This window comes from Glutamicibacter sp. BS14 (assembly GCF_056934375.1).
The window spans coordinates 1791333-1816943 of the sequence record NZ_CM167801.1 but is presented as its reverse complement, the minus strand read 5'-3'; the positions used below and the strand labels follow the sequence as shown (position 1 = coordinate 1816943).

19 protein-coding genes are annotated in these 25611 nt (G+C 61.1%); 3 read left to right on the top strand and 16 right to left on the bottom strand.

Features of this window, described 5'->3' with window-relative positions:
- The 11 genes from AC1Z36_RS08610 to AC1Z36_RS08560 form a co-directional block, all read right to left on the bottom strand.
- A complete protein-coding gene (locus tag AC1Z36_RS08610; protein WP_105657597.1) occupies positions 1–318 on the bottom strand; it encodes a hypothetical protein in 318 nt (105 codons plus the stop codon).
- Positions 318–4541: a DUF4011 domain-containing protein gene (locus AC1Z36_RS08605; RefSeq protein ID WP_286134193.1), complete on the bottom strand. Its 4224-nt coding sequence runs from the start codon at positions 4539–4541 to the stop codon at positions 318–320. The genes AC1Z36_RS08610 and AC1Z36_RS08605 overlap by 1 nt, the downstream gene beginning before the upstream one ends.
- Positions 4542–4726: 185 nt before the next feature.
- The gene (guaA, locus tag AC1Z36_RS08600; RefSeq protein WP_105657599.1) at positions 4727–6313 is read right to left on the bottom strand and encodes a glutamine-hydrolyzing GMP synthase; all 1587 of its coding nucleotides are present in this window, start codon (positions 6311–6313) and stop codon (positions 4727–4729) included.
- Between the two features lie 146 nt (positions 6314–6459).
- A complete protein-coding gene (locus tag AC1Z36_RS08595; protein ID WP_105657600.1) occupies positions 6460–6924 on the bottom strand; it encodes a DUF3817 domain-containing protein in 465 nt (154 codons plus the stop codon).
- A gap of 50 nt (positions 6925–6974) precedes the next feature.
- Positions 6975–7784: an SURF1 family cytochrome oxidase biogenesis protein gene (locus AC1Z36_RS08590; RefSeq protein WP_105657601.1), complete on the bottom strand. Its 810-nt coding sequence runs from the start codon at positions 7782–7784 to the stop codon at positions 6975–6977.
- Positions 7785–7958: 174 nt separating this feature from the next.
- Positions 7959–9110 (bottom strand): GuaB3 family IMP dehydrogenase-related protein, encoded by a 1152-nt coding sequence (locus AC1Z36_RS08585; protein WP_105657602.1) that lies wholly within the window; start codon positions 9108–9110, stop codon positions 7959–7961.
- Positions 9111–9284: 174 nt separating this feature from the next.
- A complete protein-coding gene (locus tag AC1Z36_RS08580) occupies positions 9285–10601 on the bottom strand; it encodes a BtrH N-terminal domain-containing protein (RefSeq protein ID WP_105657603.1) in 1317 nt (438 codons plus the stop codon).
- 271 nt (positions 10602–10872) lie between these two features.
- Positions 10873–11805 carry a 3,5-dioxohexanoate:acetyl-CoA acetone transferase gene (kce, locus tag AC1Z36_RS08575; protein WP_181148847.1) on the bottom strand — a complete coding sequence of 311 codons (933 nt, stop codon included), beginning with the start codon at positions 11803–11805 and terminating at the stop codon, positions 10873–10875.
- Positions 11806–11816: 11 nt separating this feature from the next.
- Positions 11817–12602: an SDR family oxidoreductase gene (locus tag AC1Z36_RS08570; RefSeq protein ID WP_286134194.1), complete on the bottom strand. Its 786-nt coding sequence runs from the start codon at positions 12600–12602 to the stop codon at positions 11817–11819.
- Positions 12603–12630: 28 nt separating this feature from the next.
- Positions 12631–13953, bottom strand: coding sequence for an MFS transporter (locus AC1Z36_RS08565; protein WP_286134195.1), 1323 nt, complete (start codon positions 13951–13953; stop codon positions 12631–12633).
- A gap of 76 nt (positions 13954–14029) precedes the next feature.
- Positions 14030–15091: a LacI family DNA-binding transcriptional regulator gene (locus AC1Z36_RS08560; RefSeq protein ID WP_286134196.1), complete on the bottom strand. Its 1062-nt coding sequence runs from the start codon at positions 15089–15091 to the stop codon at positions 14030–14032.
- Between the two features lie 277 nt (positions 15092–15368).
- On the opposite strand from AC1Z36_RS08560, the gene AC1Z36_RS08555 reads away from it, so the two are divergent.
- A complete protein-coding gene (locus AC1Z36_RS08555; RefSeq protein ID WP_483561939.1) occupies positions 15369–16718 on the top strand; it encodes a short-chain fatty acid transporter in 1350 nt (449 codons plus the stop codon).
- 24 nt (positions 16719–16742) lie between these two features.
- Positions 16743–17510 carry an SDR family NAD(P)-dependent oxidoreductase gene (locus AC1Z36_RS08550; protein WP_105657607.1) on the top strand — a complete coding sequence of 256 codons (768 nt, stop codon included), beginning with the start codon at positions 16743–16745 and terminating at the stop codon, positions 17508–17510.
- An 81-nt stretch (positions 17511–17591) separates the two neighbouring features.
- Here the strand turns inward: AC1Z36_RS08550 and guaB are convergent, their stop codons facing one another.
- Together guaB and AC1Z36_RS08540 are read right to left on the bottom strand one after the other, a co-directional pair.
- On the bottom strand, positions 17592–19097 hold the full coding sequence (gene guaB, locus AC1Z36_RS08545) for an IMP dehydrogenase (RefSeq protein ID WP_105657608.1): 1506 nt from the start codon (positions 19095–19097) through the stop codon (positions 17592–17594).
- A gap of 121 nt (positions 19098–19218) precedes the next feature.
- Positions 19219–21372, bottom strand: coding sequence for an acyltransferase family protein (locus tag AC1Z36_RS08540; RefSeq protein WP_146112273.1), 2154 nt, complete (start codon positions 21370–21372; stop codon positions 19219–19221).
- A gap of 316 nt (positions 21373–21688) precedes the next feature.
- Here AC1Z36_RS08540 and AC1Z36_RS08535 point away from each other — a divergent pair, with 316 nt between their 5' ends.
- Complete coding sequence (locus tag AC1Z36_RS08535) at positions 21689–22273, top strand: TetR/AcrR family transcriptional regulator (RefSeq protein WP_483561938.1); 585 nt, start codon at positions 21689–21691, stop codon at positions 22271–22273.
- A gap of 40 nt (positions 22274–22313) precedes the next feature.
- On the opposite strand, the gene AC1Z36_RS08530 is transcribed toward AC1Z36_RS08535, so the two are convergent.
- The 3 genes from AC1Z36_RS08530 to groES form a co-directional block, all read right to left on the bottom strand.
- Positions 22314–23315 carry an NADP-dependent oxidoreductase gene (locus tag AC1Z36_RS08530; RefSeq protein ID WP_105657611.1) on the bottom strand — a complete coding sequence of 334 codons (1002 nt, stop codon included), beginning with the start codon at positions 23313–23315 and terminating at the stop codon, positions 22314–22316.
- A gap of 207 nt (positions 23316–23522) precedes the next feature.
- Positions 23523–25124 carry a chaperonin GroEL gene (gene groL / locus AC1Z36_RS08525; RefSeq protein WP_105657612.1) on the bottom strand — a complete coding sequence of 534 codons (1602 nt, stop codon included), beginning with the start codon at positions 25122–25124 and terminating at the stop codon, positions 23523–23525.
- Between the two features lie 33 nt (positions 25125–25157).
- On the bottom strand, positions 25158–25454 hold the full coding sequence (groES, locus tag AC1Z36_RS08520; RefSeq protein ID WP_105657613.1) for a co-chaperone GroES: 297 nt from the start codon (positions 25452–25454) through the stop codon (positions 25158–25160).
- Between the last annotated feature and the right edge of the window lie 157 nt (positions 25455–25611).

Below are 25611 nucleotides of genomic sequence, written 5' to 3'. Positions count from 1 at the left end.
TCAGCCCCAGTGCGGCGGCTTCTCGCGCTTCATCATTTCAGCCAGGTCTTCCTTGGCGTCGCCCCAGTTTCTCGGGTCCTGGTCTTTGGCCAGCAACTCGGACAGCGGATCGGCGGCCGGCTGTTTGGCGCGGGACGCCGTCGCCGCAGCAGAAGTCTCGGCGGGCTGGTGGCCGGCTAACGCCCGGTTCACGGAGTCTGAATGCGGCACTGGCGCGTAGCTGCCAGTGAGTTCAACGCGAGCAGTCAGATGCTGCGGGGGTGCGACAACGCGCGGCCGCTTGCGGCGGCCGCGCGTTGGTTCTTGCTCAGAAGTCATTACTTCTTTGGCTCCGGATCCTCGTTCTTGCTGGTAGCCGGGACAGGGGCTGGAGTCAGCGGCTTATCCGCGCTGTCCTTTGCAGGTGCTTGGGCAGCTTCAGCTTTGGCACCGCTTTCAGCAGCTGGCGCTTCCTGCTTGGTCTCGGCCTTTGGTTCCAGTCGTGCCTTGGCCGACTTGAGCAGATTGGACTTTTCCTTCGGCGTTTCCGCCTCGGTGGTGACTTCACGGGCAGACACCGGCCGAGCGGCGGCCACACCGGTACGGGTCGAAGCCTGGGCTGGGGCCGCAGGCTTTTTCAACCCCAGTGCATGGGCCAGGCGATCGGTGACAGCCCCCGGATCGGTGAAGACGTCAATGGTCCACAGCGGAACATAGCGCCAGCCGTGCTTCTCGAAGAATTCCGGGCGCAGTCGGCTGCGTTCACGCACGGTCAGTCCGGCATAGTGCTCGGTGCCGTCGTAGACCACAGCCAATGGGCGGATGCCGCTGTGCGCAGAGTCGTAGGCGTGAGCCGACAGGTCCAGCACACCGCGGTAGTCCTCGGAAACGATGGCACCGCTTTCGCGCAGGCGGCGGGCCAGATCGGAGACCAATGGATCGAAGCGCGGATTGCGCATCGAGCTGACTCCGGAATCCCCTGCCTGCACGCGTCCGAACAGTTCGAAGAACTGTCGGGCACCACGGTAGACGCGGCTCAGGTCCACGTCTTCGGGCAACAGGCTGGACACCAAGGTCATGCGGGTCCGCGATCGGGTCATGGCGGCGACGAACAGCTGTTCGCCGCCCTCGCGGGACAGTGCACCGAATTCGTGCAGGGTCTTGCCGTGCGGAGTACGTCCGTAGCCCCAGGCGAAGATGACCGAGTCCCGGCGCAGGCCGATCAGCCGGTCCATGGTGGTCACCACGAATGGTTCGCGCTTGGAGCGCAGGTGCTCCATCGCGTACTTGTGGTTTGGCAGCTGGACACGGATCGCTTCGGCGATGGCCGAGGCATGGCTGCGGTTCGAGGCAATGACTGCCAGCGATTCGCCCCCGTGGTTCTTGAAGTGGCCGAAGACCAGATCCACCACGCGCGCCACTTCTGCTGCGGTGGTCTGCACACCGTCTTCGCTGCTGGACAGTGAGCCGGTGGCATCTGGCACGTATTCGCCGCGCAGCAGCGAGGAGTCGCCGGTGAGGTTCACCGCCATTGGCAGGCGCGAGAGCGCCGAATCGTAGTAGGTGGCGGACAGCTGTTCCACCAGGCCTTCGTCAATGCCGCGGTACACGGTGGACAGCGAACCGGTCACCAGGACCTTGTTCAGGGCTTCCAGCGCGGAACGGTCCACGCTCTGCTCGCGAACTCGTGCGGTCGGGTCTACGGAGACCTCGAAGCGCTTCGGACCGCCCAGCATTTCATCGCCAATGGCAATGACCTGGCCGGAGCGGCGGATCGCATCCAGGACTTCACGCAGGGTGAGGTAGTTGGCTTCCAGCAGGATGACCGCATCGAACTTCGTGTCCTCCGGCAGGGCGCTGCCCAGCAGCAGCGGAGCCGAGACGATGACCGGGGTCAGCGAATTGGCCAGCGGTGCTCCAAGATCCAGCAGCCCGGCAATGCTCGGGGTTCCGCCCTTGAGCATCTCGCGCAGCGCGCGGGAACCGGCTCGGTGGTCAGCCAGCGCTGCCTTCCAGTTGCGAGTCAGCGCCCAGCGGATGCGCTGCGGGCCGGCAGCGATGTGCGCGCCGTCAGCCAGTCGGTAGTCAGCCTCGATCTTCTCCAGCTTGGAGCCGTCATTCATGGCCAGGAAGTCGTCACCGGAGATCATGGCATCCAGCACGGACTGCCACCAGGCAAGCTCCAATTCGCTGTCTACCTGGTCGGCGTCGATCTCGCGTTCGGCGAAGTCATCGAGCAGGTCGCCCAGCCCGGCTTCAGCCAGCTGCTCGGAGATCAACGTGCGCTCGGGCAGCTCGCCCAGGTCCTCGCGGCGCTCGACCAGCGCTGCAATCACCGAGAGCAGCTCCTTGATGGGCATTTCGCGCAGGCGCGAGCCCAGGGAGGACGGCAGCATTTCGGCCAGCTTGTCGATGCGGGCACCGGCGTCGTGGTATCCGGCTTCAACATCCAGCAGGCCGCCTGGGACCTGCGGGTTGCGCTGGCTGGTGGCAATGGCTCGCCAGGCATCGCGCTGGACCGCCACCGCCTGCAGAGCGGACTGCAGGTCAGCTACGTGCATGCCCGGGCGGACGTATTCCTTGGCAATCTTGCGCAGCCGGGAACGGACAATGGAGCCCATCTCCACGCCGTGCTCGCGGCGCCATGCGCTGGTTGCGGTAGCGGCGATCAAATCATCGATGTCGCCCTCGAAGATGTCGGCCTCGAACTTGTCCAGCGATCCGCGGACGGCGACCAGCAACTGCAGCTGGTCTCCCCACTTGTCGTAGCTTTCTTCCAGGCGGATCTGCGAACGCTCGGCGATCTGCAGCATGTGCTCATGCAGGATGGGCAGGTCGCGGCCCAGCCCGCTGGCCAGGTTCAAGGCCTTTTCGGTGGCTTCGGTGTTGCGCAGCGGTGCACCATGCCATGGGCTGGTGGTGTGCATCTTGGAGAAGGCGCCAAGCTGCGCTGCGCGCTTGAGCTGTGCGGCAACATGTCCGCGCTGGCCCATGGAATCCAGCACCGAACGCTTCAGGCGCACGGTGGTGGATGGCGCTGGTTCCAGTGCGGAGAGACGTGCCAGTTCCTGCATTGCCTGGTATGGCGAGCAACCCCAACGGCTGCGCACCGAGTGCAGCGACTTCACGTGCTCGTGCAGTGCGTGGCGGGATTCGCGCAGGCGCTTGAACATGGAGCCCAGCTGCGGCTCGGCAGCGCGTTCGTTGCGCAGAATTGCCTTGGTCATCATCGCGCGCAGCGCTTCTGGATCCTCGTTGGGTTCCAGCAGCATGCTGCCTGCATCCAGGTGCTCGTTGAAGCGGGTCACGAATTCTTCGGCGGCAGAACGCTGTTCCGCAACCACCAGTACTCGCTTGCCCTGGGCGGCCAGCAGCGCGGCTGCGTTCAGCGCGGTCTGGGTAGCACCGGTACCGGCAGCGGCGTTGATGGCCACCGATTCACCGGCAGCGATGTAGTCAAGCATCTTGGACTGGGACTCATCCGCGTCCAGCAAGAACAGTTCATCTTCCGGATCACGGTCATCAGAAGACTTGGCAATGGTGGTGGTTCCGGTGTGGACCTTGCGGGCAGAAGATCCTTCGGAGGCAAGGCTCTGCTTACGCGAGCGCGCGGTTTCCTTGAGAATGTTCTTCACGCGGCTCAGGCGGGAGCCGGCAGCTTCATGGCCCTTGGCATCGGCGGCCTGCGCTTCAGGCTGCTCTTCGTCCTGCTTCTTTTCAGCGGCAGACTCGTCCTTGGCTTCTTCAGGCTTTGAGCCCTCGGTTTTGGAAGCGCCCGGCTTGGAAGCGACCAGGTTGGCCAGCGCTTCGGAGGTCTTGCTGCTTTGGCTGTTCCCAGCCTGCTTTTCCGCGGAGTCGTGACGAATTAGCGCCTCGATGACCGGGTGGGACCCATTGAGCTTGGCCGGGTCAGCTGGGTCCATCAGCTCGGAGAAGGTGGAGAGCAGCAGGCGGTGGCCCACCACTACGCCGGGAACCTCGGACATCTGGTGGCGCAGGGCATCCATTCCGCGGACCGGGTCGAAACGGGCGATGGAGTACGCTTCGGCGTCCACCGCGGCGACATCGACCTTGGCGTTGTGGTCGGCTTCGAATTGGCGCACGAAGGCCGGGGATACGGTGGCGCGGCCGACCAGCTGCAGGTCGTAGTCGTCAGCATCAACGTGCTTGGTCAGTGTGATGCGGCCGAGCATGATGGGAGCCGAGACAGGCTCGCTCTTGCCATCGTGGACCGCGCGCCAGTTGGCGACACCGGCGGCCAGGTAGCCGACGTCGATGCCGCGTTCTTCCCACAGTTCATTGATCTTGGCCGAGAGCGCACGGGCAGTGCGGCGCGCGGTAGCGTACTGGTCCGCATCGTGCAGCAGCGTGGACAGGCGGGTACGCCGTCCGGCAAGGAACTGGGCCAATCCCGATGGATTGGCATGGGTTATGTCGATGCTATTGGAGGTCGACGGAGCAAATCGCAGGGTGGTATCCGCCCCGGCACTCTGTCCCAGGGATTTCACCCAGGCAGCTACACGCTCGGCGGCAGCATTCTGTCCACTAGTCACGACAGTCATTCCCTTCACTGAACCGACCACATTCGGGCGCACCACAGGTGCAGATACGCCTCTTTCTAACGTAGTGCACGCACCGTGCAGAACCGGTGCGCGAAACACGTTTTAACTGCGGGAAGCGGAACCGGCGTACCGGATCCGCTTCCCATTCACCCGCCAAAGCGCAGTGAATTAGCAGTCTTGGGGATTTACTCCCACTCGATGGTTCCAGGTGGCTTGGAAGTAACGTCCAGCACCACGCGGTTCACCCCATCTACCTCGTTGGTGATGCGGTTGGAGATCTTCGAGAGCAGATCGTATGGCAGGTGCGACCAGTCAGCGGTCATGGCATCCTCGGAGGAAACCGGACGCAGCACGATTGGGTGGCCGTAGGTGCGGTGATCGCCCTGTACGCCTACCGAGCGTACGTCAGCGAGCAGCACTACTGGCATCTGCCAAACTTCGTCATCCAGTCCTGCAGCAGTCAGCTCGGCGCGAGCGATCGCGTCAGCCTTGCGCAGGATGGACAGGCGCTCTTCGTTGACGGCACCGATGATGCGGATGCCCAGGCCTGGGCCAGGGAATGGCTGGCGGCCAACGATTTCCTCAGGCAAGCCGAGCTCGCGGCCCACTGCACGGACCTCGTCCTTGAACAGGGTGCGCAGTGGTTCAACCAGCTCGAAGTCCAGGTCCTCTGGCAAGCCGCCCACGTTGTGGTGGCTCTTGATGTTCGAGGTGCCTTCGCCACCGCCGGATTCGACGATGTCCGGGTACAAGGTGCCCTGGACCAGGAACTTCACTGGCTCGCCCTCGGAAGCGGCCTCGGCGATGATCGCCGCTTCCGCTGCTTCGAAGGCGCGAATGAATTCGCGGCCAATGATCTTGCGCTTGGTCTCCGGGTCGGTGACACCGTCCAAAGCAGTCAGGAAGCGCTCGCGCTCGTCGGCAATGTACAGCTTGGCGCCGGTGGAAGCTACGAAGTCCTTCTCAACCTGCTCGGCTTCGCCTTCGCGCAGCAGGCCGTGGTTGACGAACACGCAGGTGAGCTGGTCGCCAATGGCGCGCTGCACCAGGGCAGCTGCAACAGCGGAGTCCACGCCGCCGGACAGGCCGCAGATGGCCTTGCCGGTGCCGACCTGGGCGCGGATGCGCTCGATCTGCTCGTCAGCGATGTTGTCAGCGGTCCAGTCGCCCTTCAGGCCAGCACCGTTGTACAGGAAATTCTCCAGGACATCCTGGCCGAACTCGCAGTGCTTCACCTCTGGGTGCCACTGCACGCCGTACAGTCGCTTTGCTTCATTTGCGAAAGCGGCAACCGGAGCACCAGCGGTGGTGGCCAGCACTTCGAAGCCTTCTGGGGCCTTGGAGACGGAGTCGCCGTGGCTCATCCAGACGGTAGGGGCCTGAGCGGCGCCTGCCAGGATGGAGCGGGCATCGCCCTCAAAGTTGGTTGCGGTGCGGCCGTACTCGCGCAGGCCGGTTTCGGCCACGGTACCGCCCAAGGCGTTAGCCATGGCCTGGAAGCCGTAGCAGATGCCCAAGACCGGCACGCCGGCTTCAAACAGGTCAGCCCCGACGGAAGGGGCGCCATCGGCGTAAACGCTGGAAGGACCACCGGAGAGGATGATCGCTGCAGGGTTCTTGGCCAGGATGGCTTCGGTGGACAGGGTGTGCGGAACGATCTCCGAGTACACACGGGCCTCACGTACGCGGCGAGCGATAAGCTGCGCGTATTGGGCCCCGTAGTCGACGACCAGAACCGGCTTATGTTCTGGATTGAGGGGAGCAGTAGTCACCGTTACAGTCTACGCGGTTCACTGCGCGCGAAACAGCCAAGGTGATGTCATCAGCGTCACCTAGTGGATTTTTGGCAAAGGCAAAGGGCAGATCTGTTCATTTTCGATGAACGGATCTGCCCTTTGGCAATGAATGCGGCCACGTGTCAGTAGCGCTTGGCGGCCTTTGGATGCGCGGCCAGCTCGCGGTCTACTTCTGCGTGCACCTTGGCTTCGGTCCAGAAGGAAAGGAACGGAACGACGCCGCCGAGCGCGATCGTAATGAAGCGCATGAATGGCCAGCGCATCAAGGTCCACAGGCGGAAGTCGGCAAAGAGGTACACCACGTATAGCCAGCCGTGGGCGATCAGGATGCCCAGCGAGAGGTTCAGTCCCCCGGCCACCTCGGCGCGGTTGTACATGCCGACGGCGTTGGAGGTGCCATCTACCAAGGTGCCACCCACGAAGAGTTCCAGGGACCAGAAGTACTTGAAAATCATTTCCAGCACGAGCAGCAGCAGCATCACGCCGGTGATGTAGGCGAAGACCTTGTAGAAGGTTGCGGCTGCACGGATCTGCTTAGGGGTGCCGCCGAATTTCCGGGGCTTCGGTGCCGGGGTGGTGCTGGACATCGTTAGTGATTCCTTCCGATTTCGGTAAGAAGTGCGGTGTGCGTGAAATGCTATTCGTTGCTGTTTCCAGCTTGGGTGGCGTTGCCGCCCTTGATATGTGTTTCGGCAGCGAGCTCAGCAATCTCGTCAAGATCCCGCTGGTAATCATCGCGCACCATGCGGTACCAGAGGAAGATGGCGAACCCTGCGAAGAGGACCCATTCCAAGCCGTAGAAAACGTTCAGCCAGTTGATCTGCGCTTCCTGGGGCTGCGGACCGACGTCGACAATTTCCAGGCCCGGCTGCGCTACGGTCTCGCCCTTGGCAGTGGTGATTTCGTGGGCCGTGACGAATCCTTCAAAGAGGACCGAATCCCAGATGTTCGCCAGCTGTGCCGAGGCGAGAGTTGGCAGCGTTGCGCTGCGCAGGTCTTCGCGGAATTCCGGGCCTTCGCTAGGCAGCAGGCGCCCGGTGATCTCCAGTTCGCCTTCAGGTGCCGGAGCTGGCTTGGTTGCTTCAGGCTGCCAGCCGCGTACCACCGCAATACCGGCGTCCTGGGCCGCGCCCTCGACCTTGAATTGGGTGATGACCCAGACACCGCGCTGATCGCCATTAAGCCGAGGCGCAATCAGCTGATCGGTGCCGGGGACGAATTCGCCCTCCATGGTGACGATCTGGTCTGCCTTGATGCCCAGCAGCTCCTTACCGACTTCCTGATGCTCGATCAGCGCGACCGGCTTCTCGGTCTTGTCGATCTTGACCGGCGGCTCGGTTTCGGAGGCGCCGAACTGCCATCCGGACAAGAGAACGAATCCGGTGGCGAGAGCTAGCGCGGCAAAGAGGGCGCCGATCCATTTGGGCTTCAGAGCGGTTTTAAGCACACTCTAACGGTACTTCTATTTGGCGTAGAACTCGAAATGCGATGGCGTGAGATTAGCCCTGTTGCCTTATTTTCCGCTGGTGGAACCAACTTGCTTATTCATTCGTTGAGACCAAGCGCTTAAACGACACTGGCCCCACCCTTCGAAAGAAGAGCAGGGCCAGATCAGGATCCGCTAGAAGCGATCGGATTCGTACGGGGACAGCACGACGTCGACGCGCTGGAATTCCTTGAGGGTCGAGTAGCCGGTGGTGGCCATCGAGCGGCGCAGTGCGCCAACCAGGTTCGAGGTGCCGTTGGTCTCGTGCGATGGGCCGTGCAGGACCTTCTCCAGCGAGCCGACGGTGCCGACCTTGGCGCGGTCGCCACGTGGGCTGGCCTCGTGAACTGCTTCCATGCCCCAGTGGTAGCCGGCGCCTGGTGCTTCATCGGCACGGGCCAGTGCGGTACCGAGCATCACTGCGTCGGCGCCCATGGCGATGGCCTTGACGATGTCGCCGGAGTTCCCCATGCCGCCATCGGCGATGACGTGGACATAGCGTCCGCCGGACTCTTCGATGTAGTCGCGGCGTGCGGCTGCAACGTCGGCGATGGCAGTAGCCATCGGTGCGTGGATGCCCAGGGTGCGGCGGGTGGTGGAGGACGCGCCGCCACCGAAGCCAACGAGCACGCCGGCTGCACCGGTGCGCATCAGGTGCATGGCCGGGGTGTATCCTGCTGCGCCGCCCACGATCACTGGGACATCGAGTTCGTAGATGAACTGCTTGAGGTTCAGCGGTTCGGTGGTCTTCGAGACGTGCTCAGCCGAAACGGTGGTGCCGCGGATGACGAAGATGTCCACGCCGGCAGCGACAACGGTCTTGTAGTGCTCCTGGGTGCGCTGCGGGGTCAACGAGCCTGCAACGACAACGCCGGAGTCGCGGATCTCGGAGATGCGCGAGGTGATCAGCTCAGGCTGGATGGGAGCCGAGTACAGTTCCTGCAGCTTTGCGGTGATCTTCGGGTCGTTGCGGGTTGCCGCCTCGGACTTCAGGCTGGCAATTTCAGCCAGCACTGCTTCCGGGTCCTCGTAGCGGGTCCACAGGCCTTCGAGGTTCAGCACGCCCAGGCCGCCGAGCTTGCCCAAGGCGATTGCAGTAGACGGGGAGGTCACCGAATCCATTGGTGCGCCCAGGATAGGGGTGTCGAACTGGAAGGCGTCGATCTGCCAGGACACCGATACGTCCTTCGGATCACGGGTACGGCGATTCGGTACGATCGCTACGTCGTCCAGGGAATATGCCTTAGTTGCCCGCTTGCCGCGGCCGATCTCAATCTCGTTACTCACCTAACTAGGTTATCAAGATTCCCGGATAATCCCGCTTTTGATAGCGCATTGGCTTTAGGCGATGTTTCTGCGCTGGCTCTGGTGCATGGGGCCGCAAGTGGCACACCGGGACAACAATGCCCTGCCATCCGGTGAGTAAGATCACCGGATGGCAGGGCCTATGTTGAGCTAGGTTTACCTGGCTGCCTTGGATGCAAGCTTCTTGGCGGTCACGGCCAAGGAGGTGGCGGCTTGCTCTTCATAATCGGCAATGCGCTCAATCGCGTCAGCCAATACGGCGAAGTGCTCAGCACGCTTGGCGAACTCGGTCTCTGGATCAATCAGGTCCGCGAACGCATCCCACTGGGTGGTGAGCTGCTGGTAAGCATCTACGTGAGCTGCCAGCGCCGCCAAGCCTGGAAGTTCCGCCGCTTCCGAAAGGAACTCCGCGTACAGGCCGCGCAACGCGCCCTCGCCGCTGAAACGCGTGTCGGAGAAGAAACCTGCGAGCTGGTCCAAGCCGTTGGCCAGCGCTTGCTGGCTTGCGAAGATCTGGGACCAACCGGTCTTGGACTCGTTATCGCGCAGTCGCGTGGCCAAGGTGCGCATGCCGGTAATGCCGAAGTTCTTGGCAAAGTGCACTGGAACCCCGGAAAGCTCGCTGGTGCCCAGCAGGCGAGCGGTGGTTTCCCCAATCGCCTCGACAGCATTGGCGGCCAGGGTCTCGGCCTTCGGCGAGCGCGAGGACGGGATCCATGCCTGCCAGTGCTTTTCCTTCTTGCGCATCGCACGGGCGATGGCCAGTTCCTTGGGGCTAATAAGGTTCAGCGCACCTGAACCGTCATCTACCATCAGGTCTTTCTTGTGCTCGCCAACGACGACGAGATCCAGGGTCTCGGCCTCATCAACCGTGTTGCCGTCAATCCATGGCAGCGCGCTGATTGCCACGCGAACCACCACGGTGCGGCCTGCGTCCAGGGCAGCGTCCATGTATTCGACAGCGCGTTCGGCTGAGCCGGTGGTACGTTCGGTCACCGTAGCACCGCAACGAGCCAGCAGGTTCTGTGTATAGGGTTCCGGGTTGTGGCGGGTCACCAAGGTTACTGCAGTCTCTTCGCCGCCTTCATGGGTAAAAGCCATGAAGCCGATACCGCCGGCAAGGCCAGCGAGCAATGCCTGGCTCAGCGGTTCGCCGGTGTGCTTGTTGGTGACGCCAGCTTGGACTAGGACTCGGTGCCAGAGCGCAGCATCGTACTGGATGACATCTTTTGGCGCTGGGTACTCAGGCAGTTCGTCAGCTGGCGAAGCAGCCGGAGCGTTCTTGCCTTTCTGCTCCTGCGCCTTGGCCTTTTCGCGTGCTTCCTTGGCGTAGTCGCGTGCGGCGGCAGCGCGAGCGGCCCGAGGGCTTTCAGGCTTGCCGGCCAAGATGTTCTTGCGCGCGGTGGTGTAGCTCTCCCCCGTGCGTTCCATACGCTGTCGGGTTTGCTTCTTCAGGTTGGCTGGCTGGCCCATGTACTGATTGTCCTTCCGTCACCGGCGCATTGGCGCGAGGTTTCCCGCACGCGCAGGGAAGCGCCGCCATCGAACAAGTCTACGTGTCCGCGGCGAGCGAGTCCCGCGATGTTCTAGTGGGATTGGATACGCCACGGCGCGCGCCAATGCGCGGCGTCAAACTGGGACTAGGACAAAACAAGGCTCCATCTATGCCTGCATGGGGCAGGACAGATGGAGCCTCGAGTCTGTTTGATTTTGTGCTGCTATTCAGGCCGAAGGCATTTGGCGCCTAGAAACCGACTTTGTCGCGCCCCTTGAGCTCCAGCATCTCCCGGGCTTCCTCGGGAGTCGCGACCTCGAAATTCAGTGCTTCCAGTATGGTCCGGATACGGGTCACTTGCTCGGCATTGGAAGCGGCGAGCTGCCCCGGTCCGATCCACAAGGAATCTTCCAGCCCAACACGTACATGCGATCCCATGGCCGCTCCAATGGTAGCTAACGGCATCTGGTTCTTGCCTGCACCGAGGATGGACCATTCGTAGTTCTCTCCCAGCAGGCGGTCAGCCGTGCGGCGCATATGCATCAAGTCTTCCGGATGCGCCCCGATGCCGCCGAGCAGACCGAAAACCGACTGCACGAAAAGCGGGCCACGGGCCAGGTCGCGCTGGTGGAAATGACTCAGGTTATTTAGGTGGGAAATGTCGTAGCATTCGAATTCGAACCGGGTGTCATTGGCGTTACCGATTTCCAGGATCCTCTGGATATCGGCAAAGGTGTTCTTGAAGACCAGATCCCGTGAATTTTCCAGGCCTTCTCGTTCCCAATCGTGTTCGAACTCCGTGAACCGGTCCAGCATGGGATACAGTCCGAAGTTCATTGATCCCATATTGAGCGAAGCGAGTTCAGGTTCGAAGGTTGCCACCGGAAGCATGCGTTCTTCGACGGTCATATGCGGGGAGCCACCGGTGGTGATGTTGACGATGGCGTCGGTGCCGTTCTTGAGCTTCTCCAAGATCGGTTCGAAATGCTTGGGATCCTGAGATGGGCGGCCGTCCTTGGGATCACGCGCGTGCATGTGGACTATGGCCGCGCCAGCCTTGGCGGCGCCAAGCGCAGCTTCGGCAATCTCATCGGCGCTCACCGGCAGGTGCGGCGACATGCTGGGGGTATGGATAGCGCCGGTGACAGCGCTAGTAATGATGACTTTTCGCTTGTTTTTCAAAATACGCCTTCCTAGTACAGTTTCTCGGTGTTGCCATCGACTGCCATGGCCTGGCCGTTGATCCGAAGTGCCATCGGGCTGGCCAGGAACACCGCCATATTGGCGATGTCCTCGGCCTCGACCAGCTTGTTGAGCGATGACTGCGCGTGGTACAGATCGGAGACTTCGTCCACCGGACGCTGGAGCATTCGCGCCTTCGCCTCGATGACGGATTGGATGCGCGGGCCATTGACTGCCCCCGGGCAGATGGCATTGACCCTGATTCCTTCACCGCCGAGCTCGATGGCAAGCGTCTTGGTCAGCCCGATCACTGCCCATTTCGATGCCGAGTACGGACTGCGACCTGCCATGCCCAGACGGCCAGCGGCCGAGGACAAGTTGATGATGGATCCGCGGGTGGACTGGCGCAGCAACGGGAGCAAGTGCTTGATGCAGAAGAATTGTCCGTGGACATTAATATCGAAAGTCGTCATCCAATCTTCGGATTCAAGAGTCTCGATAGGCCCGGTAGGACCGGCGATTCCGGCATTGTTCACCAGGACGTCCAGTCCCCCTAGAGACTGCTGGATCTGATCGGGCAATCCACGTACCTGATCTTCATCCGACACGTCGCTCACGGAGGCGGCAAAACCCGCCGACGCGGCGGCACGCACTGCTTCAGGATTGATATCCGTAACGAAGACTTGTGCGCCATGGTTCCTGAACTCTTGAGCGATCGCCAGGCCGATGCCCGCAGCTCCAGCCGTGACGAGAACCCGGAGTCCGTCAAAGTCCATTTTCATGTTATGGGTATTCATTAGAGTTCGTTGCTCCTTAGTTAGATGCCTAGTGGCCGGACACAGCGGCTTTAGCGGGATCCTCGGTGCCTTGCTTGAGCTTGAGAGTGAGCAGTGCGCCAACGGCGCAGATCGCGACAATGAACCAGAGGCCCGACATCTTGCTTCCAGTAGCTTCTTCCATCAGCCCCATGATGTAGGGACCAAGGAATCCGCCGAACAGCCCGACGGTGTTCACGAAAGCAATGCCGCCAGCCAGAGTCGCACCGGAAAGGCGGGTTGCCGGGTAGGTGAACAGGATCGGCTGCAACGCGAAGAAGTTGAACGCGGCTAGCGAGAAGCCGATCAGTCCGAGCACCGGTCCGCCAAGCGCACCGAGGGTGAACCCGGCAACGATGCCGGTCATGGTTGCGCTGGCAACGATCCGCGATCGCGAGCCATTGGTGGCAAGCTTGGGGATCAGCAAGGCGCCTGCGGCAGAGAAGACCCACGGTATCGAGGTGAGCAAGCCGATCTGGATGGTGGATAGCTCCCCGTATGTACCGATGATCGAAGGCAAGAAGAAGCTCAATGCGTAGACTGCGATCTGGTGGGAGAAGTAGATCGCAACGACCAACAGGATCTGCTTGTCCTTGAGAACATGGAGAAGCTTGGAATTTCCAGCAGCCTTCGCGCCGGCGATTTCCTCAGCCGCGATTCGCGCTTCCAAGTCCTCGGCCTCGGCCTGGGTGAGGAATTTAGCTTCGGTGGGCTTGTTGGGCAGGAGTTTCCAAACTGCGATAGCCAAGAAGCACGCTGGCAACCCCTCGATGATGAACATCCACTGCCATCCGTGCAACCCGCCAACGCCGTCCATAGTCAGCAGCAGGCCGCTCAGTGGCGCCCCGATGACGTTCGCCAGGGCTACGCCGAGCAAGAAGAGTCCGTTGGCCCGGGCGCGGTCTTTGACGACAAACCACTGGGTGATGAAGTAGATGACTCCCGGGAATAGGCCCGCCTCAGCGATGCCCAGCAGCATGCGCAGGATATAGAAGGACCACTCCCCCTGGACCAGTGCCATGCAGGCAGACAGGATTCCCCAAGTGATCATGATCCTCATGATCCAGAACCGTGCGCCGACCTTGTGCATGATCAGGTTTGAGGGAATCTCCGAAAGCGCGTAGGTCAAGAAGAACAGCCCGGCACCCACGCCGTACGCTGTAGCCGAGATTCCCAGATCGATTTCCAACCGGTCTTTGGCCATGCCGATATTCGTGCGATCAATGAAAGCCATGACATAGGCTGCGATCAGCAGCGGCATGATGCGCCGGAAAATCAGCTTGTTGAGCATTTCCGGTGAGCGCATCCGACGTGTCGCGTTGGTAGTTTGCACGGTCAGTTCCTTCCGCATGCAGGCATGACGAGTAGAGGGCACCAGGCCCTTGGCTTTGAGAATGTCTAGTGGTGAGCTAGAGGGCAGGCATTCGCCCTGTAGCAGGGCACCCGCAAGTCCTACCGATATGGAGGCTGTGCTCGCAGATCGTGTGCTTGTAGGTGTTCCGCGGCTCGACGATCTGTTCCAGGAGTAGCTCGAAGGACCTTTCCGCCATGTCTTTCACCGGCTGGACAATTGTTGTCAGCCCGATGATTTTCGAGCGGCTGTGCCTGAGTCCGTCACAGCCGACGATCGCGACATCCTGTGGAATGCGCAGGCCCAGCGACAGCGCATGCTCCATGACACCAATGGCAATTTCATCCGATCCGCAGACCACAGCCCGTGGCGGATGCGCCGAGCTGAACAATCTTTTGGCGGCCAGCTGCCCGCCTTCCGAACTGAGCTTGGTACTGATCAGGCGTTCTCCCGCAACCCGGACACCCCTTTGTTGGGCAACCCGGACAAAAGCCTGTTCGCGCAACAAAGACGCAGTAGAGGAACGCGGCCCGATGACAGTGGCCACCTCCGAATAGCCGTGATCCAGAACGTGGGACATGAGTTCCCCCGCAGCCGCGTCGTCATCGATCCCGACGAAATCACCAGGCAGATGCTCGGAATTGCGCGACAGGCAGACATAGGGAATTCGTTTCTGGCGAAAGGTCCTCAGAGAACGCGAATCTTCCTTGATTGCAGCGGCGATAATGACGCCATCAACATTCCGGGCAGCCAGGGTACGAGCAACTTGATCCAGCGCCTCGGGGTCGTCCCCCGTTGTTGCGACAAAGACATCGAACCCGGCCGCGGCGGTGGCATTGATGATGTGCTGTGCCCAGATCGTATACATCTGGTTCACGATGTTCGGCAGCACTAGGCCGACCACGCGGGTCAGAAGCGGGTCCTGCTGCTGCCCATGGTTGGCGGGACGGTAGCCAAGTTCGTTCGCCACCTTCAGCACATGGCGCCGGGTCTCAGGCGAGGCACCGGGTCGACCGTTCATGATGTAGCTGACCGTTGCAGAAGAGACCCCTGCAGCTCGGGCAACAGCAGCAGCAGAGACACGCGCTGGCCGAAGCGATAAATGCGACTGCGTGGTCAACGCGCACCTCCATTGGTGAAATCGGATAAGAACCTGCGAATGCTTGTGATCACCATTACATGGCATGGAAATACGTTAAGCAACATTAAGCTTTAAAAGCTAAATCACCTGAATCACCTTATTCATGCACCTGAAGCACCGGGTGCAACCGGAGATAGGACGCCTAGCCACTTACGATTGCTTAATGCCGAACCGCACTAGTAGCGTCCTCGAAAGGATGTGACGGTAGTCATATTCTTCTCCAGCAAATTGATCGGCCTACTCTTGGAGGTGCACGATGCTCACAACCGCAATGAAGCCTGTGACTCGTCTTGTCGAACGATGGATGCCATCAGCAATGGTATTCGCCGTCCTGCTGACGTTGATCGTGATGCTCATGGCATTGACGATGACCGATTCGTCTCCGATCGCCGTGGTAAACGCTTGGGGCGAAGGATTGACAGGGCTACTGGCCTTCATCACGCAGATGTGCCTGGCCCTGCTCTTCGGGCATGCACTGGCCCATACCCGCCAGGTCCAGGGGGTGCTGTCGAAAGTATCAAGCATTCCAAAGAACGCGGTGCAGGCCTACGCCTGGGTCACCCTGCTGACCTGCTTGGTGTCCTGGGCCCAGTGGAGCCTGGGACTAATCGTCGGAGCGATTCTGGCCAAGAGTATCGCCACCAGCTGCCGCGAACGCGGCATCAAAGTCCACTTCCCTTTGTTGGTCGCTGCCGCCTACACCGGCTTCATTCCCTACCATATGGGATATTCAGGGGCAGCCCCGCTGACTTCGGCCACTCCTGGCAGCTTCATCGAGGAATTCCTGGGTGCTCCGGTCCCGGTCACGGAAACGGTCTTCAGCTGGTGGAATATGACTGGCCTGCTCATCATGATTCCCGCGCTGGTCATCGGCATGGTGATGTCCCGGCCTAAGACCGACGAGGAGATCCTGGAGATCCCGCTCAGCAACCCGGATTCCCAGACGGAGGCCCGTCAAGCTGGGAAACCGGGAAGCCCGGCAGATTGGATTGAATCCAAGCGCTACGTCACGACCGGACTGGGACTACTGCTCAGCGTCTTCATCGTCGGGCACTTCATGCGCCTGGGCTTCGTTTTGACCTTCGACATCGTGAACTGGTCGATGCTCGCGATCATCCTCTTGCTGGTTGACTCCCCTGTAGCGTTGGCCGGGCTGATCAAGAACGCTTCGACAGTCACCGGCGAAGTGCTGCTGCAGTATCCGCTGTACGCCGGCATCCTGGGGATCGTGACGACGACGGGACTGATCACCGTGCTCAGCGATGCGTTCATCTCGATGTCCAACGCGAACTCATTGCCGATTGTCGCCTTCCTCGCCGCCGGCTTGGTAAACATCTTCGTGCCCAGTGGTGGCGGCCAATTCGCCATTCAGGGACCGATTTTCATCGAAGCGGCCAACGCCTTGGGCACGGATCCCGCCTTGATCATCATGGCAATCGGTTACGGCGACACCTGGACCAACATGATCCAGCCGTTCTTCGCATTGCCGATCTTGGCGATCGCGGGGCTCGGAGTGAGATCCATCTTGAAGTACACCTTTGTTTCATTGGTCATCAGCGGTGCGGTATTCCTCTTCATCTTGCTGTTGCCCACCTACATTTTCTAACGAGCACGCAAACAAGGAATTCCCATGAGTCTTGAACAGTTTTCACTGGCCAACCGTCACGTTTTGGTGACCGGAGCTGGCCGCGGCATCGGGCAGGCTATGGCACTGGCAGCCGTCAAAGCCGGCGCACGTGTCAGCGCAGTGTCCCGCACGGAGTCCCAGCTGGAGCAAACACGGCAGCTTGCCGGACTCGATGGGCAACGCCTGCACACCTATACCTGGGATGTAGCGCAAACCGGCAAAGCCAATGAACTTGTAGACCTTGCCGAAGGCAACGGTCCGGTTGATTCCGTGATCCATGCTGCGGGTGTGCAGCTGCGCAAGCAGGCCATCGATTTGGATCCTGAGGAATGGCGATGGGTACAGAAGGTCAATGCCGAAGCCCCTCTGTTCCTCAGCACCGAGATCGCGCGGCGGGAGATCTCCCGCGGCAGCGCGGTCGGAAGCCACGTCTTCCTCTGCTCCCTGGCAAGCACCATTGGGCTGCCCAATGTCGCACCATACGTCATGTCGAAGTCAGCCGTACTCGGAGCTGTCCGCGCGCTGTCCCGGGAATGGTCGCAACAAGGCATCCGCGTGAACGGCATTGCTCCCGGATACGTCCAAACGCAGCTCACTTCAGATCTCCTGGCCAAACCGGCAGACAGAGAACGAATTCTCTCACGGATCCCGATGAATAGGCTGGGGCACACTGATGACTTTGCCGGACCGGTGGTTTTCTTGCTTTCGGAAGCATCCCGGTACATCACTGGACAGATGCTCAACGTCGACGGTGGCTGGCTGGCCTCCTGAATCAGCTAGCAGAGATGCGAAAAACCCCATCACCTCTGGCAATGCGCCAGTGGTGATGGGGTTTTCCGCATCAGATGAGCCTTAGCGCGAACGGTAGTTCGGTGCCTCAACGGTCATCATGATGTCGTGCGGGTGCGATTCCTTCAGGCCTGCTGCGGTGATGCGGACGAACTTGCCGCGTGCCTTCAGCTCGGGAACGGTGCGTCCGCCAACGTAGAACATGGTCTGGCGCAGGCCGCCCACGAGCTGGTGGGTGACAGCCGACAGCGGGCCGCGGTAAGGGACCTGGCCTTCGATGCCTTCAGGGATCAGCTTCTCGTTCGATGGCGCGTCAGCCTGGAAGTAGCGGTCCTTGGAGTACGAGGTGTTCTTGCCACGGGTTTCCATTGCGCCCAGCGAGCCCATGCCGCGGTAGGCCTTGAACTGCTTGCCGCCCATGAAGACCAGATCGCCTGGGGACTCAGCGGTACCTGCCAGCAGGGAGCCGAGCATGACCGAGTCGGCGCCGGCCACCAGGGCCTTGCCGATATCGCCCGAGTGCTGCAGGCCGCCGTCAGCGATCAATGGAACGCCAGCTGGAATAGCTGCCTTGGCTGCTTCGTAGATAGCGGTAACCTGGGGAACGCCCACGCCGGCAACGATGCGGGTGGTGCAGATGGAGCCCGGGCCAACGCCGACCTTGATGGCGTCAGCGCCAGCATCGATCAGTGCCTTGGCACCGTCATAGGTGGCTGCCTGGCCGCCGATGATGTCCACGTGCGCAGCCGCTGGATCCTTCTTCAGGCGTGCAATCATCTCCAGCACGCCCTGCGAGTGGCCATTGGCGGTGTCGACAACCAGTGCGTCAACGCCGGCGTCGATCAGGGTCATGGCACGCTCGTAGCCTTCGCCGAAGAATCCAACAGCAGCTGCAACACGCAGACGGCCTTCGTCGTCCTTGGTCGCCAGAGGATACTGCTCGGCCTTGTCGAAGTCCTTGACGGTGATCAAGCCGGTGAGCTTGCCGTCGTTATCGATGAGTGGAAGCTTCTCGATGCGGTTCTTGGACAGGAGCTCGATTACCTTCTCTGGAGCTACACCGTCATGAGCGGTCACCAGCGGCATGCCGGTCATCACTTCGTAGACCTTGGTGGTCATGTAGCGTTCGCGAGGAACAAAGCGGGTGTCGCGGTTGGTGATGATGCCCAACAGCTTGCGGTTCTCATCTACCACTGGCAGACCGGAGACGCGGTACTGAGCGCACAGCTCATCCCATTCAGCCAAGGTGGCACCCGGGTGCACGGTGACTGGGTCGGTGATCATGCCCGACTCGCTGCGCTTAACCTGGTCAACCTGCTTGGCCTGGGACTCAATGGAAAGGTTGCGGTGGATCACGCCGATACCGCCCTGGCGTGCCAGCGCGATTGCCATGGGTGCTTCGGTCACCGTGTCCATTGCAGCGGAGCTGATGGGCACCTGGATGTTGATGCGCTTGGTGAAGCGGGTGGTGGTGTCCGCCTCCGAAGGAATCACATCCGTCGGGCCAGGCAACAGCAGAACGTCGTCGTAGGTGAGTCCTTCAAAGGCAAAGGGGTTGAACTCAGTCACGGGGGAACCTTTCGGGGCGACAGCGGAGGTTGATTAAATGGTAGAGCTCTTTTGGCGTTCCGGTTATTCCTTCGTGGCGCACTGTGTTCAACCTCATGCCCCATCCCGCATCAGGGGTGACTTATTCCCAGTTTGTTGCTTCCTTGAAAGAAGAAGCGAACTGGCGCTTGGCACTGAGCACGAAGGTCTTGGACAGGTGCGAATCATCCAGGTACGTCAAGACGTTGCCAATGACAGCTTTGCAGACCCCCTCGGGGCAGAGCAACCCCGTCATGTCCAGGGAAACAACCTGGTCGCCATAATCATTGGAATCCAGGAATTGCTCCACTGGATTCACGCTGTTCAATGCGTAGCCGGCCGAACCATCGCAGTTGGCAGGGAGTCCCTTGTTCGAATCCACGCATTCCGGAATGGAGTAGGTATAGCGCGGGGTATCGCGCATCGCGATGACCCGGCTTCCGGCATCGAGCAGCGGCTGGATCATCTCGGCGTAGTTGTCCACCAGGATCTCCTGCTCCCCCGGGCTGCGAAGCATGTCATCAGGGTCCGCTACGGTCTTGCTGGCCGTGGTCAGCACCATCTGCGGAGCCAGGTCCGCTACATATTCCTGCGCCGCGTCCTGGAAGCCGGAGCAGGCTTCTTCCCCGCGGTCCGCATCGGAGCCGTAGCGGCAACCCGGTTCGTACACCAGGATCCAGCTGCCGCCAGCTTCCTCGATCATTGCCGAAGCCGCCGCGGACCAGTGCTGCATGTGCGAATCGCCCAGCAGTACCAGGTCCGGCGCTCCCCCGTCGAAAGTGCCGCCCTGCTCGCAGAAGTGGATGCGCTCGTCATCTGGAGCGTTCGCCCCTTCGCAGACATCGCCGGGAGTCTGCCATTCGCTATCCAGTTCGGTCGCCAGCGGCAGGGTCAAAGCCGCAGGTGACGGATCCCAGTCATCTTCGGCGTTGGCCCCGGGGTTGTCGGTGGCGGTCTGCGCCGCGGCCATGGCCCTGCGGTGCTCGACGTTGTTCTCCCAGGCCATCACCGGAAGGCTGGCTACGCCAAGCCCCACAGCGACCACGGCAAACTGGGCAATGAGCTTGAACCCGGTTTGCGGAATCAGGCGCGAGAAGCTGGCACTGGCTTGCCAGGCGATGGCCGGTTTCTCGACGAACTTGGTGGTGGCCCATGAAGCGAGGATCGAGGCAAGAATCAAGACACTGCCGGCAGCGAAGGAGGCCTTCTCGTTCCCGGAGACCTCAAGGTAGAAGACCAGCAACGGCCAGTGCCACAGGTACATGCCGTAGGACAGGTCGCCCAGCTTTACCAGCGGGGGCAAGGAAAGCAGGCCCGACGGGTTGGCCCAGCTGCGCGGTGCCGGAGCCGAGATCACCAAGGCGGCGGCGACCGTGGGCACCAAAGCCATGAAGCCCGGGAACTGCCCCTGCACATCCAGTACGGCGCCACTGCCTATGACGGTGGCCAGGCCGGCCCAGCCTCCGATGCGGCGGATCTTCTCGGGCAGGCTGGAGAGCCACGGCAATGCCAAGGCGAGCAGCGAACCGAGGGCGAATTCCCATAGGCGCGCGCCCGTGTGGAAGTAGGCCACCTGCTGGTTGGTGGCGGTGATGTGAATGGAATACGCGAGCGAGCCGAGGAAGATGGCTCCGAAGGCGCCGCCTGCTACGGCGGCGAAGCTGTGCCGGGAGAAGAGCTTCTTCCAGAGCAGTGCGCTGCCGGCAAGAACCAGCGGCCAGATGATGAAGATCTGTCCCTGGACAGACAGGGACCAGAAGTGCTGCAGCGGCGAGGCGGCGGCTGTGTTGAAGGCGTAGTAGTCCACCTGGTGATCCGAGAGGTACCAGTTCTGCCAGTAGAACAGCGCGGCATTGGACTGGTCGATCAGCTCCAGCCAGCGCGTACTAGGCAGGATGATCCATGCCGCGATGACCACGCCAATGATGACTACCGCCGCTTGCGGTATCAGGCGCGAGAATCGATGCAGCCAGCCGTCGAGCAGAGGCGGGCGCTGCCCGCGGGCGATGCGCCGTGCGGTGGAAGAAGTGAGGAAGAAGGCGGAGAGCATCAAGAAGATGTCCACACCGCCGGAGACCCGGGAGAACCAGATGTGATAGCACATCACCAGCAGGACTGCGAGGGCGCGAAGTCCCTGCAAATCAACTCGGAAACCGGCACGCTGGGTGCTTGTCCGAGACTGATCCAACGTATGGCTCACTGGCTGCGCTTTCTTCGGGGACAGGTAATTGTCCTCGGCGTTTTCTACTTGATTCACGTCAGACAACCAACCATCTTATCAATTCGCCATGGCCACACCGTGCGAGTTGACGCTGCTGCCGCTGTAAAGCAGCGTATATAGATTGACCGTATTGGCCTGACCTGCTCAGGATTAGCTGTCGAAATTCGAGAACTGGCGCAAAGTTCCACGGCGGTTTGCCGCCCAGCCATCGTCGGCACGGCGGCAAATTGTTGCTTGGCCAGGTGAGCGAAGTCAATCCGCGCATTCTGAAACAACAGCTTTCTTGATTAGACTCATGAATAACTCTGATCAGTTCTAGCCGAGGGGCTCCCGGGTGACGTCTTCAACTCCTATGCCAGGACGACGCGAACGCAACAAGCAGGCGAAGCTTGAACGGATCATCTCCGCGGCCAGCGAACTCTTCGCGGCACACGGTGTCGATGAGGTCACCACGCAGCAGATCGCCGACGCGGCGGATATCGGAACCGGAACCCTTTTCCTCTACGCCAAGTCCAAATCCGAGCTGCTGCTCATGGTGCAGAACCACCGCTACGAACGCTCCTTGGAGCAAGGCCTCGAGGCCTCTAAATCAGCAAAGACCGCGCTGGAGGCAACCATGGCCCTTTTGGTACCGATCATCGACTGCAATCGGAAGCATGTCGACAACGGGCGCTTTTATCTGCGCGAAATGGTTTTTGGCGATTCGGCGGAACCGCATCATGCCGAAGCCCTGCGCATAGCGGCGTTGACCGAACAGGCGATTGCCGAGCTCCTGGGCACGCATAGGAATCTGGAGGCGCCGGAGGCAGCCACGATTGCGCGGGCCATCACTTCCATCCAGTTCCTGGCGATGGCTACTGCTGCGGACCCGGCACTGGCCACAGCTGAAGTCGCCCGGGGCATCCGCGCTCAGATTGCTGCAATCCTCCCCCACTGACGAGCAAAGCGCGCCCACCGCCCAGGCGAACGCGCTCGCTTTACTTCTGCTGCATGGTGATGACGGTCTTGCCGCGCCGGCCACCAGCCTCCATCGATTCAAGGGCCTCTGCAGTTTGCGCAAAACCGAAGACCTGGCCCACCACGGGCGTCAGGACCCCGGAGTCCACCAGTTCGGCAATGCCTCGCAGCTGCTGGCCGCTGGGCTTCATGAAGAGGAACTCGTACCCGACACCCAGCTTCTTGGCCTTCTTGAGAACTGACCGGCTTAGCGCGCGGACCGCCAAGCCCATCACCGGATTCAGCCCTGCTTCCTTGGCGAATGCCGGAGTCGGCGGACCCGAGATGCCGATGACCTTCCCTCCAGGGCGCAGAACTCCCAGCGACTTGGCAAGCGTTTCGCCGCCCAGGCTGTCAAGCACCAGGTCATAGCCCGAGATACTTACCTGGAAATCCTCGGTCTTGTAGTCGATGACTTCATCGGCTCCGAGATCCTGCAAGAATTCGGCGTTCGTCGCCGACGCTGTTGTCGCGACGTAAGCGCCCAGGTGCTTGGCCAGCTGGATGGCGATGGTTCCGACGCCGCCAGCGCCAGCGTGGATGAGTACTCGCTGCCCCGGCTGCAGATTTCCCCGCTCAACTAGTACCTGCCACGCAGTCAGTGCAACCAGGGGCAGCGAGGCCGCTTGCACCAGGTCGATGGAGACAGGTGCCTTCGCAATATCCATTTCATTCACGGCCATGCGCTGGGCGAAAGCTCCGATCCGATGATCTCGAGGGCGGGCAAAAATCTGGTCCCCTACCGTAAAGCCGCGGACTCCTGAGCCGAGCCCGATCACGGTCCCTGCGACGTCGTGGCCGAGAACCAGCGGCATCTTGTAGGGCAGGATTGCCTTGAATTCGCCTGCGCGGATCTTCTCGTCAAGCTGGTTGACGCCAGCGGCCGCAATCTCGATGAGTACCTCCCGCTCCCCCAACTCAGGTTCAGCGACCTCGGCCTGCACCAGGGCACCCTTGTAGTTTTCGAGAACGAACGCGTGCATGGAAGATCTCCTGTACGGATATGAAATGGGCATCAATCTTTGACTGAGTTCAATTATGAGCGCACTCATTTATCGTGTCAATGAGCTGGGTCACCCCGGGTGGATCGTTTTCTGAGAACAAAAAGCCGCCGCTGGATCCAGGAGATAAATCCTGGATCCAACGGCGGCTTTCGCTCACGAAGCAATGCTTCGGTGACGGGCTAAACCCTAGTGGCCGTGCGCCTCTTCAGCTTCTTCAGCCTTCTCTGCCACCAAGGTCTCGGTGGTCAGAACCAAGGCCGCGATCGATGCTGCGTTGCGCAGTGCCGAGCGGGTTACCTTGACTGGGTCGATGACGCCTGCGTGCAGCAGGTTCTCGTAGACACCGGTCTTGGCGTTGAAGCCTTCGTTGGCTGGGGACTCCGCCACCTTGGAAGCAACTACCGCACCGTCGAAGCCGGCGTTGGTAGCGATCCAGAAGAGCGGCTGCACCAGCGCGCGGCGGACAATCGCAACGCCTGCTGCTACGTCGCCTTCGGTGGCTGCGATGCGGGCATCGGTATCCAGCGAAGCCAGCGCGTCGACCAGGGCGGTACCGCCGCCGGCAACGATGCCCTCTTCCAGGGCAGCACGGGTGGAGGACACAGCATCCTCGATGCGGTGCTTGCGTTCCTTCAGCTCGACCTCGGTGGAAGCGCCCACCTTGATCACGCCGATGCCGCCGGACAGCTTGGCCAGGCGCTCGGACAGCTTCTCGCGGTCCCACTCCGAATCGGTGCGGTTCAGCTCAGCCTTCAGCTGGGCTACGCGCTCTGCGACATCTTCCTCGGTGCCAGCGCCATCAACGATGGTGGTGGAATCCTTGGTGATGGTCACGCGGCGTGCCGAGCCGAGTACCTCTGTGCCAACCTGGTCCAGGGACAGGCCCAGTTCCGGGGAGACAACCTGGGCACCGGTGAGGATAGCCAGATCCTGCATCATTGCCTTGCGGCGGTCGCCGAAGCCTGGAGCCTTGACGGCTACCACGTTCAGCAGGCCTCGCAGCTTGTTGACCACCAGAGTGGAAAGGGCTTCGCCCTCGACATCCTCGGCGATGATCAGCAGCGGCTTCTTCGCTTCCAGGACCTTTTCCAGCAGTGGCAGGAATTCTGCCACGGTGGAGATCTTGGCTGGGTTGATCAGGATCAGTGCGTCTTCCAGGACAACTTCCTGGCGCTCCTGGTCGGTGATGAACTGTGGCGAGAGGTAGCCCTTGTCGAACTGCATGCCTTCGGTCAGGACCAGCTCGGTAGCGGTAGTCGAGGACTCCTCGATGGTGATCACGCCATCGGTGCCCACGGTCTTGAAGGCCTTGGCCAGCAATTCGCCGATTTCATCCGACTGCGCGGAGATCGCGGCTACGTTAGCAACCTTGTCCTCTACGGCAACGGCGTTAGCGGCCAATGCGTCCGAAACGATCTCCACAGCCAGTTCAATGCCCTTGCGGACATCGCCCGGAGCGGCGCCTGCGGCGACGTTCTTCAGGCCTTCCTTGACCAGGGCCTGAGCGAGCACGGTGGCGGTGGTGGTGCCGTCGCCTGCTACGTCATTGGTCTTGGTGGCTACTTCCTTGGCCAGCTGCGCGCCAAGGTTCTCGTATGGATCTTCCAGATCGATCTCACGCGCAATGGTGACACCGTCATTGGTGATGGTCGGGGCGCCCCAGGTCTTGGCAAGCACCACATTGCGGCCGAGTGGGCCGAGGGTGACCTTCACCGTGTTTGCGAGCTTATCAATGCCCGCTTCGAGGGCGCGTCGCGCTTCCTCGTTGAATGCTAGCTGCTTAGCCATGCATTTTCTCCTGAAACTTTAGAGAGGTTGGCGTTACTTTACGACGACTGCCAGTACGTCGCGAGCCGAGAGCACCAGGTACTCTTCGTTGCCGACCTTGACCTCGGTTCCGCCGTACTTCGAGTACAGGACTACGTCGCCTTCTGAAACGTCCAGGGGAATGCGGTTGCCGTTGTCATCGATGCGGCCTGGGCCTACGGCGACTACGGCGCCTTCCTGTGGCTTTTCCTTAGCGGAGTCTGGGATGACCAGGCCCGAAGCGGTGGTGGTTACGGCTTCGACCTGCTTGATGACAATGCGGTCTTCGAGCGGCTTGATGGAGACAGACATGGTCTCTCCTTTTCGTGTATGAACCAATGGTTGTAGGGGTGCGCCCTATGGCATTGGACCAACCGTCGTCGCGGTGCCAGTTGGTGGTATCCAGTCAGGCGGTGTGTAACGCTGCAAGCTGCAGATGCAACTTCCATCGTGACACCCACACATGACT

What these genes read in the sequence shown, in the direction of transcription:
- AC1Z36_RS08610 (WP_105657597.1), bottom strand. Translation starts at nt 318, where the DNA reads ATGACTTCTGAGCAAGAACCAACGCGCGGCCGCCGCAAGCGGCCGCGC.
- AC1Z36_RS08605 (WP_286134193.1), bottom strand. Translation starts at nt 4,541, where the DNA reads ATGACTGTCGTGACTAGTGGACAGAATGCTGCCGCCGAGCGTGTAGCT.
- AC1Z36_RS08595 (WP_105657600.1), bottom strand. Translation starts at nt 6,924, where the DNA reads ATGTCCAGCACCACCCCGGCACCGAAGCCCCGGAAATTCGGCGGCACC.
- AC1Z36_RS08580 (WP_105657603.1), bottom strand. Translation starts at nt 10,601, where the DNA reads ATGGGCCAGCCAGCCAACCTGAAGAAGCAAACCCGACAGCGTATGGAA.
- AC1Z36_RS08570 (WP_286134194.1), bottom strand. Translation starts at nt 12,602, where the DNA reads ATGAATACCCATAACATGAAAATGGACTTTGACGGACTCCGGGTTCTC.
- AC1Z36_RS08555 (WP_483561939.1), top strand. Translation starts at nt 15,369, where the DNA reads ATGCTCACAACCGCAATGAAGCCTGTGACTCGTCTTGTCGAACGATGG.
- AC1Z36_RS08550 (WP_105657607.1), top strand. Translation starts at nt 16,743, where the DNA reads ATGAGTCTTGAACAGTTTTCACTGGCCAACCGTCACGTTTTGGTGACC.
- AC1Z36_RS08535 (WP_483561938.1), top strand. Translation starts at nt 21,689, where the DNA reads ATGCCAGGACGACGCGAACGCAACAAGCAGGCGAAGCTTGAACGGATC.
- AC1Z36_RS08530 (WP_105657611.1), bottom strand. Translation starts at nt 23,315, where the DNA reads ATGCACGCGTTCGTTCTCGAAAACTACAAGGGTGCCCTGGTGCAGGCC.
- groL (WP_105657612.1), bottom strand. Translation starts at nt 25,124, where the DNA reads ATGGCTAAGCAGCTAGCATTCAACGAGGAAGCGCGACGCGCCCTCGAA.
- groES (WP_105657613.1), bottom strand. Translation starts at nt 25,454, where the DNA reads ATGTCTGTCTCCATCAAGCCGCTCGAAGACCGCATTGTCATCAAGCAG.